The 12,933-nt window shown below is 42.0% G+C and carries 17 protein-coding genes; all 17 read left to right on the plus strand.

The window, feature by feature from the left end:
* The first annotated feature begins 52 nt into the window (after nucleotides 1-52).
* Nucleotides 53-280, plus strand: coding sequence for a YkuJ family protein (locus AWM73_RS02730; RefSeq protein WP_013669196.1), 228 nt, complete (start codon nucleotides 53-55; stop codon nucleotides 278-280).
* Between the two features lie 123 nt (nucleotides 281-403).
* Nucleotides 404-1,918 (plus strand): Mur ligase family protein, encoded by a 1,515-nt coding sequence (locus tag AWM73_RS02735; protein ID WP_060777979.1) that lies wholly within the window; start codon nucleotides 404-406, stop codon nucleotides 1,916-1,918.
* A 17-nt stretch (nucleotides 1,919-1,935) separates the two neighbouring features.
* Complete coding sequence (locus AWM73_RS02740; RefSeq protein WP_060777980.1) at nucleotides 1,936-3,216, plus strand: homoserine dehydrogenase; 1,281 nt, start codon at nucleotides 1,936-1,938, stop codon at nucleotides 3,214-3,216.
* Nucleotides 3,217-3,219: 3 nt separating this feature from the next.
* On the plus strand, nucleotides 3,220-4,119 hold the full coding sequence (gene thrB, locus AWM73_RS02745) for a homoserine kinase (protein ID WP_060777981.1): 900 nt from the start codon (nucleotides 3,220-3,222) through the stop codon (nucleotides 4,117-4,119).
* Between the two features lie 125 nt (nucleotides 4,120-4,244).
* Nucleotides 4,245-4,775: a YqeG family HAD IIIA-type phosphatase gene (locus AWM73_RS02750; RefSeq protein ID WP_013669417.1), complete on the plus strand. Its 531-nt coding sequence runs from the start codon at nucleotides 4,245-4,247 to the stop codon at nucleotides 4,773-4,775.
* Nucleotides 4,768-5,880: a ribosome biogenesis GTPase YqeH gene (gene yqeH, locus AWM73_RS02755; RefSeq protein WP_082702840.1), complete on the plus strand. Its 1,113-nt coding sequence runs from the start codon at nucleotides 4,768-4,770 to the stop codon at nucleotides 5,878-5,880. The genes AWM73_RS02750 and yqeH overlap by 8 nt, the downstream gene beginning before the upstream one ends.
* An 8-nt stretch (nucleotides 5,881-5,888) precedes the next feature.
* Complete coding sequence (yhbY, locus tag AWM73_RS02760; protein WP_060777983.1) at nucleotides 5,889-6,212, plus strand: ribosome assembly RNA-binding protein YhbY; 324 nt, start codon at nucleotides 5,889-5,891, stop codon at nucleotides 6,210-6,212.
* 3 nt (nucleotides 6,213-6,215) lie between these two features.
* Nucleotides 6,216-6,860, plus strand: coding sequence for a nicotinate-nucleotide adenylyltransferase (locus AWM73_RS02765; RefSeq protein WP_060777984.1), 645 nt, complete (start codon nucleotides 6,216-6,218; stop codon nucleotides 6,858-6,860).
* On the plus strand, nucleotides 6,853-7,464 hold the full coding sequence (gene yqeK, locus AWM73_RS02770; protein WP_060777985.1) for a bis(5'-nucleosyl)-tetraphosphatase (symmetrical) YqeK: 612 nt from the start codon (nucleotides 6,853-6,855) through the stop codon (nucleotides 7,462-7,464). The genes AWM73_RS02765 and yqeK overlap by 8 nt, the downstream gene beginning before the upstream one ends.
* Nucleotides 7,461-7,838: a ribosome silencing factor gene (gene rsfS, locus AWM73_RS02775; protein ID WP_060777986.1), complete on the plus strand. Its 378-nt coding sequence runs from the start codon at nucleotides 7,461-7,463 to the stop codon at nucleotides 7,836-7,838. Before yqeK ends, rsfS begins: the two co-directional genes overlap by 4 nt.
* Entirely contained in the window at nucleotides 7,828-8,586 is a 759-nt protein-coding gene (locus tag AWM73_RS02780; protein ID WP_060777987.1) for a class I SAM-dependent DNA methyltransferase, read from the plus strand. The genes rsfS and AWM73_RS02780 overlap by 11 nt, the downstream gene beginning before the upstream one ends.
* 50 nt (nucleotides 8,587-8,636) lie before the next feature.
* A complete protein-coding gene (locus AWM73_RS02785; protein ID WP_060777988.1) occupies nucleotides 8,637-9,851 on the plus strand; it encodes a tRNA(Met) cytidine acetate ligase in 1,215 nt (404 codons plus the stop codon).
* A 108-nt stretch (nucleotides 9,852-9,959) separates the two neighbouring features.
* Nucleotides 9,960-10,511 carry a YceD family protein gene (locus AWM73_RS02790; RefSeq protein ID WP_060777989.1) on the plus strand — a complete coding sequence of 184 codons (552 nt, stop codon included), beginning with the start codon at nucleotides 9,960-9,962 and terminating at the stop codon, nucleotides 10,509-10,511.
* A 29-nt stretch (nucleotides 10,512-10,540) separates the two neighbouring features.
* Nucleotides 10,541-10,729 (plus strand): 50S ribosomal protein L32, encoded by a 189-nt coding sequence (gene rpmF, locus AWM73_RS02795; RefSeq protein WP_060779051.1) that lies wholly within the window; start codon nucleotides 10,541-10,543, stop codon nucleotides 10,727-10,729.
* 202 nt (nucleotides 10,730-10,931) lie between these two features.
* The gene (locus AWM73_RS02800; protein WP_060777990.1) at nucleotides 10,932-11,303 is read left to right on the plus strand and encodes a DUF3397 domain-containing protein; all 372 of its coding nucleotides are present in this window, start codon (nucleotides 10,932-10,934) and stop codon (nucleotides 11,301-11,303) included.
* Nucleotides 11,304-11,517: 214 nt separating this feature from the next.
* Nucleotides 11,518-11,949, plus strand: a complete 432-nt coding sequence (gene mraZ / locus AWM73_RS02805; RefSeq protein WP_060777991.1) for a division/cell wall cluster transcriptional repressor MraZ — start codon at nucleotides 11,518-11,520, stop codon at nucleotides 11,947-11,949.
* 15 nt (nucleotides 11,950-11,964) lie between these two features.
* Nucleotides 11,965-12,921 (plus strand): 16S rRNA (cytosine(1402)-N(4))-methyltransferase RsmH, encoded by a 957-nt coding sequence (gene rsmH / locus AWM73_RS02810; RefSeq protein WP_060777992.1) that lies wholly within the window; start codon nucleotides 11,965-11,967, stop codon nucleotides 12,919-12,921.
* The last annotated feature ends 12 nt before the right edge of the window (nucleotides 12,922-12,933 follow it).

Genomic DNA, 12,933 nt, shown 5'->3' on the forward strand with positions numbered 1-12,933 from the left:
ATTTCATGACTTTTTGTTAAAATGAAACAAGAGTAATGAAAGGGGACAGAAAATGCAAGCTTCACAACTAAAAGCGATTATTTCTCGACTTGAGGCCATGCTTGAAGAGGGATCAGATATTGAAGTGAGACGATTTGAAAAAGAGGGCGAGGAACGATGCATGGTGCGCTATGATCGTGAAAGTGAAAGCTTTCTATTAATCGAGCATGGGGTAGATCAAACTTTTCAATTTGATGATATCGACCTAGCCGCTATGGAGATTTATGACCTCATTCAATAATTTGACTAACAAACAGCCTGGAGATTGTCCAGGCTTTTTCTGTAGATAGACAATTGGGCTGATCTTGTTAAACAAAGTTGACTTAGTGTATAATGGGAATTCAGAAGAGAAAGTGAGGCAATTATGAAAAAGACATTAAGGGAGATATGTCGCCTACTTGACGAACGAGGACAATTAAAGAGTCCGCGGCTAAAGAGCCAGGCGTCAGTCCAAAACTTAAGTTACAATTCTAAGGCGGTTTCTGAAGGAACATTATTCTTCTGCAAGGGAGCGCATTTTAAGCCTGCTTATTTAGAACAAGCCCAAGCTTTAGGAGCCATTGCCTATGTGAGTGAGCAGGACTATGGCCTGGATCTCCCCCTTATACAAGTGGAAGATATTCGTTTAGCCATGCCCATTATTGCGGATTTCTTTTACCAAGCCCCTTACCAAGCCTTTCACCTAACTGGGATTACGGGAACTAAGGGGAAGACAACGACTACCTTCTATTTAACTAAGATTCTTGATTTGTATCAGAAAAGCTTAGGAAAGGAGCCAACTGCCTATCTGTCTTCCTCAAGTTATTATGATGGAGTTGACCAAGGAGAATCCCACTTAACCACGCCCGAGTCCCTTGAACTTTTCTATCGCTTTAACCATGTCCGCGAGTCAGCAATCGACTTTATGACTATGGAAGTTTCCAGTCAGGCTCTCAAGTATCACCGGGTAGCAGAAGTTCCCTTTGAAGTCGGAGCTTTTCTGAATATTTCCACGGACCATATTTCACCAAGCGAGCATCCCAATTTCGAAGATTACTTCATGAGTAAGCTTAAGCTTTTTGATCAAAGTCAGTTGGCGGTGATTAACTTAGACGCTGACCATATCGATCGAATTTATCAAAGAGCAAGCGATTCGAAAACGGTCAAGGAAATTGTGACGGTTTCGACTAAGGATGAACAGGCCGATTATCTAGCTAAAAACATTGTGTCTGGGTCTGATCAACAACACTTTGTTTTACATGCTCCTGACTTTGAAGGAGAAATCCGGATGAAGATGCTGGGGCGGTTTAATGTAGAAAACGCCCTAGTCGCTATTGCGATTGCCCGCTACTACCAGGTTCCTTATGAAACCATAAAAAAAGCCTTACAAGAAGCACAAACTGAAGGTCGGATGGAAGTCTATCATTCTACGGATAAACGCATCCATGCTATCGTTGACTTCGCCCACAATAAATTGAGCCTAGAAAAACTTTTTGAAGCCAGCCGACAAATGTATCCTAAGGCCCATAGCATTGTGGTCTTTGGCTCTGCAGGGGACAAAGCAATTTCTAGACGCAAGGATTTAGGGGAAATCGCCGCCCAATATGCGGATGAAATTATTCTCACCATGGATGACCCGGGGACTGAATCAGTGGAAAAAATATGCCAAGAAATCAACCAACCCATTCAAGCGGCTAAGCGCCAGGCGAAAATTATCCCTAATCGTCCCCAAGCGATTGACTATGCTTTTCAACAAGCTTCTGCTTATGATGGAGAGGTCGTGGTCTTGATTGCTGGTAAGGGGGATGAAGATACCATGAAAATTAATGGTGTCGACCAAGCTTACCCAACCGATCGCTATTATGTGAAGCAGGCTTTAGAAGAAATACCCAAGCATTAGATAAGAAGGAGGCAAGTATGGTAAGTAAGAAGATAGCTATTTTAGGTTTAGGAACAGTTGGTCAGGGTGTATTCCGCGTTTTGCGCGATCATCAGGCCAAAATTACCAGCCAACTCCACCATGCCCTTGAAGTAAAAAAGATCTTTGTCAGAAGCCCCGAAAAAGTCACCGAAGAATTTTCTAGTCAGGCTGAAATTGTTACTGATTATCAAGAGATTATTGCTGACCCTGACATTGATATTGTGGTTGAAGTCATGGGAGGCATTGATTTTGCCAAGCAATGTATTGAAGGTGCTCTTCAAGCAGGCAAAGCGGTTGTCACTGCCAATAAGGACCTTATTTGTGAACATGGTGCTTCTTTAAGTCAACTGGCTGAAGCTAAAGAACTTGACTTACGCTTCGAGGCGGCGGTCGCTGGTGGCATCCCTATCTTAAACACCTTACGCAATAGTTTTGCTGGCGATGAAGTCACTGAAATATTAGGGATTCTAAACGGAACCTCTAACTTTATTATTAGCGAAATGACCGAAAATGGTTCTAGCTACCAAGAAGCCTTAGCTAAAGCTCAGAAACTCGGTTTTGCTGAAGCTGATCCAAGTGCAGATGTGGATGGCCTTGATGCGGGGCGTAAGGCGGTTATCCTCGCCAAAATGGGCTTTGGGATTAGTCTTAATTTAGATGACGTGATGATCAAAGGAATTAGTGATTTAAATGCGGTAGATATTGAGGTTGCTAGAAATTTAGGTTATGTGATTAAATCCTTGGCAGTCCTCAACCGACAAGGAGAGAATTTTGCTTGTGAAGTGCAAAGTTTTTTACTTGAAAACTCACACCCACTAGCTATGGTTAAACAGGAAATGAATGCCGTTTATACCAAGAGTAAGGCTGGGGGAGAAATGATGTTTTACGGCCCTGGAGCCGGCGAGTTGCCGACAGGGGTTGCTGTTGTGAGTGATATCATCCAAGTCGCTAAGAACCAGGAAAATGATGACTACCAAGTCTTTGCCAATTATCGTTTAGATGAAAAGGTCCACTTGTCTGCTCAAGCCAACTATCCTTATTATTATCGTTTAGCCATCCAGGACCAGAGTCAAGGCCTAAAGACCCTGCTCGATCTTCTCAACCAAGAAGGGATCTCTATCAACCACTTGGGTAATTACCAAGAGGGAATGCTGTATATTTTAACCAGTCCAGGAAGCTATTCTTCTCATCAAGCAATTGCAAAGCAGCTTGACAGCGCTCAAGGAGTGAAATTATTGGCTTCCTATCCTATTTTTAAAGAAGAAAAGGAGGACTAATCCATGCAGCGTGTTATAGTTCCTGCCACTTCAGCCAATTTAGGCCCAGGTTTTGACTCGGTCGGAGTGGCTGTCGACTTGTATTTAAGAGTAGATATCATTGGCCCTAGTCAAGAATGGGAGATTAGACATAACCTGGGGGATGATGTCCCGACTGATGAGAATAACCTATTGATAAAAACCATTCTCGATCTTGCCCCCCAAACACCGCCCCAACAATTATATATGCATAGTCAGATTCCCATCACCCGTGGCCTAGGGAGCAGTTCCAGTGCCATTGTTGCTGCTATTGAAATTGTTGATTATCTCAATCAATTCCAGTGGTCACTTAGCCACAAAATCAATTTAGCCAATAAAATCGAAGGACATCCAGATAATATTGCTCCTTGTTTAGCAGGCGGACTAGTGATTGGAGTAGCGATCAGTTCGGAAGAAGTGATTTGGTCTAAGGAAGTCTTTCCTAATACTCGCCTAATCGCAACCGTTCCTCATTATCATCTGTCGACCAAAAAAGCTCGCGAAGTCCTACCCGACCGCCTGTCATACGCTGATGCTGTTCGGGCCAATGGAATGGGAAATGTTCTCGTTTCCAAGTTAATGGAAGGCAATCTGGATGATGCGGGCCGATTAATGGAACAGGATTATTTCCACGAGCCTTATCGCAAGAGCTTAGTACCTGAATTAGAACAAGTACGTCAACTTTTAAAAGGTGTTCCTGGAGTTTATGGTAGCTATCTTAGTGGAGCTGGGCCTACTGTCATGACCATGGTTCAGGCTTCCCATAGCCAAGAAGTTAAGGACCTGCTGGAGGCTAGCCTTGAAGAGGTCAGCCTCTATGACCTTGCTATTGATGATAAGGGGAGTCGCTTTGAAGATGTGAAAACCCTAGATGAGTTTGAATAATATGCTTAAACACGACTTCTAGCCGCTAGTTTTAGAAGTCGTGTTTTCCTCTATTTTAAAGAGCCCATCAATTATCAAAGCCAATGATTATGCTATAATGTAAGAAATGTAGAGAGGAGAGGGATATGCTCACAGACTACTTCCTACCGACCTGGTTGGTAGATACAATTTATTCCATTTCTCCCCAAGCTTTAAAGAGCTTGAGTGTGAAAGGGATAATAACTGATTTAGATAATACCTTAATTGCCTGGGATTTTCCGGATGCTACCCAGGAATTGATTGAATGGGTCAAAGAGATGCAAGAAAATGGCATTGAGGTCATGATTTTATCCAATAACAATGAACAGCGGGTAAAACATGTCGCAGATCAATTACAAGTTCCATACTATTCAGCAGCTTTTAAACCCTTTCGCAAGGGAATAAGACATTTATTGAAAATTTCCGGCTTAAAAGAAGAAGAAGTTATTATCATTGGCGACCAGCTATTGACTGATATTTTTGTGGCCAACCGGCAAGGCTTGCGCAGTGTCTTGGTCCGACCGGTGACCAACAGTGATAGTGTAGTCACGCGGATAAACCGTCGTATCGAAAGCTTTGTCTTTAATGGACTAAAAAGACGCTATTCAGAATTAAAGTGGAGGGATCGGATTGACTGAGGAAGTCCTTTATTGTATTGGTTGTGGAGCGAGCTTGCAAACAGACCAGCCCAAGGAGCGAGGCTATACTCCAAAAAGTGCCTATGATAAGGGGGTAGAAAGTGGCGAGCTCTATTGCCAACGCTGTTTTAAATTGCGCCACTATAACCAATTAGAAAAAGTCCAAATGACCCCAGCAGAATTTAGGCAGATTTTACATGAGATCAGTGAGGACGATGCTTTAATCGTCAATGTCATTGATATTTTTGACGTACAGTCCACCATTATTCCGGCCTTAGAACGTTTAGTGGGAAATAATGATATTGTATTTGTAGCGAATAAAGTTGACCTGCTCCCTAGTGATGTCAAAAGCAGTAAAATTGAAGCCTGGCTGAAGAAATATTTAAAGGACCAAGGTTTTAAAGCTAGAAATGTCTTCCTAACCTCTGCCGTGAAAAATAAAGCCATCGATGATCTCTTTAGCTTTATTGACCAACACCGCAAGGGCCGCAATGTTTACATTGTCGGAGTAAGTAATGTGGGAAAATCGACCTTAATTAACAGTATGCTCAGGGCCCAAGGCTTTAGCGATAGTGTCATTACCACCAGTCAATTTCCTGGAACTACTCTAGATTTGATAAAAATTCCTTTTGATGAAGCGAGTGACTTAATTGACACGCCTGGTATTCTTAAGGACAGTCAAATGACCAGTTTACTGGATTATAAGAGTATTGAGCAAATCCTCCCCCAAAAACGGATAAAGCCGAGAACCTTTCAATTAAATCCGGGTCAGAGTTTATTCCTAGGCGGAATGGCTCGCTTTGACTACTTAGAAGGAGACAAACAGGGGGTAACAGTTTACTTGAGTAATCAAGTGGACATTCACCGTCGGAAAACTGAAGGATCTGATGAATTCTTAGCCAAACACCAAGGGGGCCTACTCACCCCACCAAGTGCCAGTGAAGTCGAGCGATTTCCCGATCTTGTTGGTCAGGTCTATACCATTAAGGCCCCATGTGATTTGGTTATTGCTGGCCTAGGCTGGCTAAGTATCAAAAAACCAGGAAAAGTAGCTATTTATGCACCTAAAACAGTCGATATTTTTCAAAGAAAACCACTTATTTAGGAGGAAATATGCTAATTAATAAACAAAAAAAGGCAATCAAAAAAGCAGCTCATCATGAGAAGGCCATTTTACAAATTGGAAAAAACGGTTTAAAAGATGAGTTAATGGAACAAATTGACCAAGCCCTAGAGAAGAGAGAGCTAGTTAAAATCTCAGTTTTACAAAATGCCGGGATTGAGACCGACCAAGCTCTTGAAGCCATTGACCAGACCCTAGCGCCTCAATTCGTTTATAGTATCGGACACACGATCGTCCTCTACCGGACTTCCTCAGAGGAAAAGAATCAAAAGCTATCGAAAGAAATTCGCGCCTTAAAAAATAAGGGAGTGTAGTGAATGGCTGATAACAGTCAAAGACAAGGGAATTACAGCTGCCAAGTCCTTGAAGAATCCCAGGAAAGCAGTTCGGCTAAAAAAAGAATTGGTCTTTTAGGGGGAACATTCAATCCCATTCACCAGGGGCATTTGATGGTGGCTGAACAGGTCTATGAAAAGTTATGCCTAGACCGCGTGGACTTTATGCCTAGCAATCTTCCGCCCCATGCCGAGCATAAGGAGACCATTGCTGCCGACAAACGTTTGGCCATGCTAGACCTTGCCATCCAAGCAAATGACCACTTTGCAATAGAAAAAATTGAGCTGGATCGTCCCGGTAAATCCTATACTTACGATACCATGGATATCTTGACCACCCTCCATCCTGACAATGAGTATTATTTTATTATCGGCGGTGACATGGTGGAAAACCTCCCCAAGTGGTACCGGGTTGAAGAATTAATGCAGCTTTGTTATTTTGTCGGGGTCCAAAGACCTGGCTATGATATGCCGAGTGATTATAATATTATCTATGTCGATAGTCCTCAAATTGATATTTCTTCAAGCTATATACGTCAAAGCGTCAATAAGGGATCCAGCATCCGCTACTTATTGCCTGAAGAGGTCAGAGACTATATTGATAAGGAAGGGTTATATCGTGACTAAAGAAATAAGTTATTCCCACAAATACATTGTGGCTAGTCGTGAAGACTTAATTAAGGCGTTAAAGAATAATTTATCAAAGGATCGCTTCGAACACTGTTTACGGGTGGAGTCCACCGCTATCGAACTGGCCCAAAAATATCAGTTGAATCGGGAGCGGGCAGGGATAGCTGGCCTCCTTCATGACTATGCTAAAGAAGACAGTCTGGAAAGCTTGAAGTCCTATGCCCATTTTCCTGGTTTTGATGAAGAGTGGGTGAACTATGGTAATGCGATCTGGCATGGTCCCCTAGCAGCGATGAAGGCTGTGGATGATTTTGGTCTCCATGATTTAGAGATTTATTATGCGATTTATAAACACACCACCGGAAGTATCAACTGGACGGATACGGCTAAATTAGTCTTTTTGGCAGACTATATGGAGCCAGGTCGGGATTTTCCTGGGGTAGACAAAGCCCGGGACTTAACTGAGCGATCCATTGATTTGGCAGTGGATTATAAAATTAAAGAAAATCTAAAACATCTCATTGAAAAGGGACAAAGTATTTATCCAGAGAGTTTAGCGGTATATAATGCTTGGATTAATAAGAAAGGAAAGAGTGAATGACTAATCAATTAAATCGTCCGTTAATGGAGCTTATTGTAAAGGCAGCTGATGATCGTTTAGGTCAGGACATTGTTGCTCTAGAAGTTAACCAATTAACCCCACTGGCTGACTATTTCGTTATTGTTAGCGCTAAAAATGACAGACAAGTCAATGCCATTGTGGATAGTATTGCGGAAGCTGTTGAAGCAGCAGACTATACGGTTAAAGGCATTGAAGGGAAAGACGGTCATGCCTGGGTATTAATTGACTGTGTGGATGTCATTGTCCATGTCTTTAATAAAGAAGTGCGTAGTCATTATAATATTGAAAAATTGTGGAATGATGCGCCATTGGTCAATTTAACGGCTTTATTGGAAAATGATGATGAAGACTAACCAATATGCCTTGTTTAGTGAAGTCTACCACCAAATTTTTGACCAATCCCTCTACCAGGCCTGGCAGAATTATTTAGAAGATCAGGTTGAGAGGCGCTTGACTCATCAAGAGGGAATAAAAATTTTGGATATGGCTTGTGGAGATGGGCGCTTAACCCTGGAACTGGCCAAGACCGGCTATGATGTGACAGGCATGGACCTGTCTGAAGAAATGTTAATCATTGCTCAAGCAGAGATGCAGGAGGCAGGGGTTTACGTTCCTTATTTTCAAGCAGATATGCGCAGCTTTAAAACTGAGACAAGCTATGACCTGATTTCCATCTTTTGTGACAGTATCTGTTACTTAGACAGTCTAGCTGACTTAGAAGCTACCTTTAAGGCTTGCTATGAGGCCTTAGAAAAGGGTGGCCTCTTGCTTTTTGATATCCATAGTTCTTACCAGATGAATTGTATATACCCTGACTTTCAATGGGTGGATAGCTGGGATGATGCTGTTTTTACCTGGCAAAGTGACCAGATGAGGGGGCCTAATACCATCGATCATTTATTGAATATCTTCGTTAAGGATGAGACGGGCCCGCTTTATCAGCGTTTTGAAGAAGTTCACCAGGAGCAAATATGGCCCCTGGAAAGCTATCAAGAGCTCTTACTGGCTCAAGGTTTCAGGGGGATTCAAGTTACAGCGGACTTTAGCCAGGAAAAACCTAGCCAAAAGAGTCGCCGTCTCTTCTTTTCCTGTAAAAAGTAAGTAGAAATTTTTCAGGGAAAGGCTGAGTGAGTTAAGGAGGCTAGAATAACATGTCTGTCTGTGGAATGATTGTAGAATGGAATCCTTTTCATAATGGTCATGCCTATCTGATTCAAGAACTTAGGGGCCGTCAACCGAATACAGTTATCATTGCCATAATGAGTGGCAATTATGTACAAAGGGGCCAAGCAGCCTTGCTTTCTAAGTGGCAACGAACGGAAGTTGCTTTGAAAAATGGCTGCGACTTGGTGGTTGAACTTCCCTTTTGGTATGCTGTCCAACCAGCTGACCTCTTTGCAAAAGGGGCGGTGGGCTGCTTACATGCCTTGGGCTGCCAGCAATTAGCTTTTGGTAGTGAGTTAGAGGATTTTGCGCCTTACCAAGAATTAGCTCAATGGGTGAGTGACCATGAAGAAATTGTGGCTTTGAAACAGCAAAATGAAGCCTTTCATGCCAATAATTATGGCAAGAGCTCGATTAGTCTCCTAGCTGATTTAGTGGCGGAAGTGCCTGAATTAAGGCATTTAAAGATCGATTTCACTGATAACAGTAATGTCTTATTAGCCTATTCTTACGCCAAGGCCAACGCTAAGTATCAAACGCCCATGTCCCTAACTGCAATCAAGCGACAAGGAAGTCAGCACCGAGACGATGATATGAGACCAGGGGCTAATTATGCTTCCAGTACCAGTATTAGAAAGGCATTACTGGAAGATCAGATAGATTGTCGTCAGCTCGACCGGCTGATGCCTAAGGCAATGGTGGAAAAGCTTGAATTAGTCAATTATGACAGTTCCTGGTCAGCTTTGTACCCCTTATTGCGTTATAAAATCTTATCTGAATCCCGTCAAAAGCTGGCAGACTATTATCAAGTTTACGAAGGCATTGAAAAAAACTTAATCGAAGCCGCCCGGAAGGAGACCTGCTATGCCGATTTTCTTAATCAGGTTACCAATAAAAAATGGTCTAAATACCGGATTCAACGGGCGCTTTTGATGATTTTTTTAGGGGTTTCTGACCAGGAAATGCAGGATCATTTAAAGAAGCGCCAACCGCTTTATCTGTTAGGGACTAATGCCAGGGGAAGAAATTATTTAAAAGGCTTAGAAATTACAGATCCATCTTCTTATGCTATGATAAACCGTGTAGGCAAGGAAGAAAGTAAGGCCTGGCCTTTATGGATTCGTGTGGATGAAATCTATCAGCGCATAGTTATGAAAAGTAAAGGAAGTCAGCTTTTCGCTCATCCTCCGATCATGTTATAAAAAATAGTGGAAAGGGAGCAAGTAGAGAAAAAGATTGTCAAGGAAATAACATTGACAAAGCGATTGAAAATCGGTATAATTTTTCTTGTTGCTTAATGGTGGTCAATGATGAAATGGTCTTTTCAAGAACTCCGTATAAAAGCCCAAGATCCCTTAAAGGTTGATCAAGCCTTGGACCTTAAAGCTGATTTAATGAATAAAAATCCAGAAGTCCTCGACTTATCACCAGTAAAGGTTCAAGGGTATTTGATATACGACGATCATACAGTATTGGCTCAATTAGAAATAGCTTTAACTATAACGCTCCCATCTTCACGGTCTCTTGAACCGGTAGATGTGGCAATGCAGTTTCCAATTCGAGAACGCTATATTGAATCAGGTTGGCAAAGTGAACTCGTCCAAGACGAGGATAACTTAGTGATTGAACTTGAGGATAATACAGTGGATTTGGGGAGGGCCATTGTTGATAATATCATCACACATATCCCTCTTAAACGATTGACGCCTGATGAGTTGGAAGCAACAGATTTACCATCTGGCGACGATTGGAATTTAATGACAGAAGCTTCATTTCAAAATGATGAAAAAAAATCGGATCAAATCGATCCTCGCTTTGCCAAGTTGAAGGATCTATTGAGCGATGATACTTCTGAATCATAATCTGAAACTAATTAGGAGGTGTAATGGAGATGGCAGTACCAAAACGTAAAACATCAAAACAAAGAAAACGCAAACGCCGTACTCATTACAAGTTGGAAGTTCCAGGAATGGTTACTTGTCCAAATTGTGGTGAATACCGTAAGTCACATCATGTCTGCCCAAGTTGTGGATACTACGATGGCCAAGATGTGATGTCTACTAATGAAGATGCAGAATAATGATTCTGTTGTGAGAGGTTGGGACCTAGGTTCTAATCTCTTTTTTTTATTTCTATATTAAGGCTTTTAGCTTGATGTTTTCATGCTTTACTGAAAGGACTTTTGCTTTTTCTGCCTTTGGGTTAGACTATACATGTGATTTTACATACTTTATAAGCTTCAACAACTATGATCATTTATTACTATTTAAGGAGGTCAGCCCATGTCGTTTTCATGGACAGAAATTATTATTTATCTCTTGCCTTTTTTAACCTTATTTTTAGCCCTTTATTTTCGTCAGTATTTAAATGATGGACGCCATATCCACTTGTTACCTATTGATGTCATGCATCCTATATTATGGCTATGCTTCCATTATTTAACTGAAACCATTTTTTATTTTTCCTTACTTCCCCTGTATTTTATTATTTTGGGGATTTTGGGGCTCTGGGGCTTGTACCAAGAGGAAAAAGGAGAGAGGGCTTTTCGCTGGACTCGTTTCTTTAGGAAACTCTCCAAGCGTCTCTTTGTCCTGACCTCTATTTCCTACTTACTTATGCTTATCGTTCGTTTTATCCAAGTTATCATTAAATAGGTCTTTTTCGTAAATACTAGAGCAAATAGCTCAGCCTAGAAAGGGCATTTTCCTTACTAGGTTGGGCTTTTTTTCTGCCCTTTTTTAGGAAAGTGGGGGATGTGGTAAAATTTCAAAAATATTTGGGGAATAATGGAGGATTGTGGAGGATTGTGGTAAACTAATATTATCTTAGTAAGCTAGGTGGACCAGGGGCACAGAAAGGCGAAAAATTATGTTAATGGGAGAATATAAACATAATATCGACAGCAAGGGTCGCCTGATTATGCCCGCTAAATTACGCGATGATTTAGGGGAGCGTTTTGTGATTACCCGGGGCTTGGATGGCTGTATTTTTGGTTATCCGAAAGCTACCTGGGACCTGGTCCAGGAAAAGTTAAAACAACTTCCCTTAGCTAAGAAGGATGCCCGGGCCTTTACCCGCTTTTTTTACTCGGCTGCCCAAGAGGTAGAACTGGATAAGCAAGGGCGGATTAATATTCCCCAAACCTTGATCGATTTTGCCCATTTAGAAAAGTCCTGTCGCGTGATTGGCGTCAGTGAACGGATAGAAATCTGGGATGAAGGTCGCTGGCTAGCAGAAGCTGAGTCGCTTTCAGATAATTTTGAAGATATTGCAGAAAACCTGTTTGATTTTGGTCTTTAGGAGAAGGAGGCCCCTATGTCTGAAACATTTCATCATATTACGGTTCTTTTAAAAGAAACGGTTGATGCCTTAAATGTTAAAGAAGATGGTTCTTATGTCGATTGCACCTTGGGAGGTGGCGGTCATACCAGCTACCTCTTAAGTAAACTATCAACCAAGGGCCGTCTTTATGCTTTTGACCAAGATATTCAGGCCATCAACCATGCTAAGGACCGCTTCGCTGATGCGATTGATGCGGGGCAACTGACTTTGATCCATGCCAATTTTGCTCAAATAGAAGAAGAGCTTGCCCAAAGAGGGGTTAAGCAAGTTGACGGCATTCTTTATGACTTAGGTGTGTCTTCCCCGCAATTAGATGATAGAGAGCGGGGCTTTTCCTATAAGCAAGATGCTCCTTTAGATATGCGAATGGATCAAAGTCAATCACTGACTGCTAAAGAAGTGGTTAATGAATGGTCTTATGCCGATTTAGTTCGCATCCTCAAACGCTATGGTGAGGAAAAATTTGCCAAGGCCATAGCTCGTAATATCGAAAACCACCGCCAAAAGGCTACTATTACGCGGACAGCTGAATTAGTGGAAATTATCAAAGAAGCCATTCCCGCTCCAGCCCGCCGCAAGGGTGGTCACCCAGCTAAACGCAGTTTTCAAGCCATCCGGATTGCAGTCAATGATGAATTGGGAGCCATTGAAAGCTCCTTAAGTCAGGCTTTGCAATTAATAAAGGTTGAAGGGCGGATTGCTGCCATTAGCTTTCAGTCTTTAGAAGACCGAATTGTCAAAGTCATGTTTAAAGAGGCCAGCACTGTGGATAATCTCCCTAGCCAGTTGCCCTTATTGGAAAGCCAATTACCCCAAGCTAAGTTTCGTCTAGTAAATAAAAAGCCGATTTATCCCAGCCAGGAAGAATTAGATAAGAATTCACGGGCACAAAGCGCCAAGTTACGTGCCATTGAACGGGTATCGGAGTAATTTGAGAGGAGT

This window comes from Aerococcus urinae (assembly GCF_001543175.1).
Classification (GTDB): Bacteria; Bacillota; Bacilli; order Lactobacillales; family Aerococcaceae; genus Aerococcus; species Aerococcus urinae.